At 47.0% G+C, this 1,779-nt stretch carries 3 protein-coding genes; all 3 read right to left on the reverse strand.

Going from position 1 to position 1,779, the window contains the following annotated elements:
* Window positions 1–147: IS630 transposase-related protein (locus tag BM122_RS21135; protein WP_143083587.1), on the reverse strand; the 147-nt coding region annotated here is incomplete at its 3' end.
* A gap of 163 nt (window positions 148–310) precedes the next feature.
* On the reverse strand, window positions 311–973 hold the full coding sequence (locus BM122_RS21140; RefSeq protein WP_143083595.1) for a hypothetical protein: 663 nt from the start codon (window positions 971–973) through the stop codon (window positions 311–313).
* 162 nt (window positions 974–1,135) lie between these two features.
* A complete protein-coding gene (locus BM122_RS21145) occupies window positions 1,136–1,600 on the reverse strand; it encodes a jacalin-like lectin (protein WP_074907640.1) in 465 nt (154 codons plus the stop codon).
* Window positions 1,601–1,779: the final 179 nt, after the last annotated feature.

Genomic DNA, 1,779 nt, shown 5'->3' on the forward strand with positions numbered 1-1,779 from the left:
CCCTTGAGGTTTACGATGGATGTTCTTAACCCAACGCGTCACGCTCGCCACGCCAACATCAAACCGGGCCGCAACCTCGGCTATCGTAAGTCCTTCTTTCTCTCTGACAGACAGGACTTTACGGCGGATATCCAGTGAATAGGCCATCTCTAAATTATAATCAAAATTATCTGGTTGTGCTATAACGCTTGATCCTCTCGAACCCGATTACGATAAAGGACGGCCCATCAGCAAGCTTTTTCTAAATGGTTTTCATCAATACTTACATTCATTTGCCCATGGTGGTGCGACATTTAGATTAAGTCGCACGCTAACTAAAATGCCGCATCCGTGCACGGTTTTTCTTACTAACTGATGTTACGCAGCCTTTAATTTTTGCAACTCCGCATAAGCTTGCTAGGTTGCCTTGGTATATAGCTTCGCCCCTGTTCAAAATTTTGGAAACATCCAAAATGACAATTCCACAGTGGCCAGAACCTACCTGCCCCGCAAGTATCGTTTCTAACAGAATGGACGCCTTTCGAGCATTGCTCTTAATCTTATTTTGACCTGGCGTCGAGAATGGCCTCAATATTTCTACCACAGTGATGTGCCTTTGCTGCAACTGCAGCTTCAAAAAGGAAATTGCAAGCAGCGGTGAATTCTGGTGTTTCGCTGTTGTGTTAATTGCCCCATTTACACCTTTTCGAAGCTTCTCAATAACAGATGTGAGCTGATGGGCCGACATTCCCCCAAATACTTTATAGATACTCACAAAGTCAAATACTCCAAACTTTGAACTGACGAAATTAGGGAATATCTGTCGCTCTTCGTCAGCAGTTGCAGTCTTATACGCATCTTTCCAGTGCCCAATAACCTTTTCGTAGTGCGAGGTTCTTGCCGGAACCAGTTTTATGCCAAGTCCTGCCATCCGCCTCATCGCGGCCGAGTATTGCTCAAAAACGGCTTCGTAAGTCTTGATGAGGATGGACATGCGAACCTAACGAGCAAGCTGAGGGGCGCCGAGTTTGGCACACAGCTGAACTAACTTGCCTGAGAATAGTTTCCAAATGATTCCCACCCCTTACTCTTTCTCAATCCAGGTAGGGTTTAAGGTCAAATACAGGAAAACCTAAGGCTTGAGTTCCAAATGGTTTCATTTTTCGACGATGATGCCAAGGCCGTCAATGAAAGCCCCGGAACGCCCGAACAGCCTCTTCACCTTAAAGTCAGGCGGGGCGATCATGTAAAAAGGCTCTCCCCCATCTCCTCCAAAAGGTCCGATGGTGCGCTTATTGGTTACAAACTCCAATTGGTCGATGTATCTGCCAGAGCGCCCGTTAATACCCCGGATAAATTCATCCTGGTCGAGATCGAATGATTGTTCCTCGGCAATGGGCCCGACCCAACTTAGTGGACAAAGGGAGGGCCCAGAGCCTCCGTGGTCAGTCTGTTTTGCACCACTGGAATACTCGAACTTAACACGATATACATAACAACCAGCGGTCACTCTGATTTTCGTGACTCTGACCGAGGCGCTCACAAGCGGATCTTCGAACGCCGTGCCACCCCATCCGCCAACGGCACCTAATTTATACCATTGGAACCCGGTCTTGGGCAAAGTCGGCTCTTCTTCAGCTCTGATTCCAATGGCATCTATCGCCGCTTCAGACCTTCCAAACCAGTGCCTGATTTTGTATCCAGGTGATATGGTCTAATAGACCCGGACACTCCAGTTAAGAGAAAATAGTCTTAATTGGAGGATGAAATGGAACCTAGGAAACACTATACAAAGGAATT

Origin of the sequence: Nitrosomonas communis (assembly GCF_900114745.1) — a bacterium.
Taxonomy (GTDB): domain Bacteria; phylum Pseudomonadota; class Gammaproteobacteria; order Burkholderiales; family Nitrosomonadaceae; genus Nitrosomonas; species Nitrosomonas communis_A.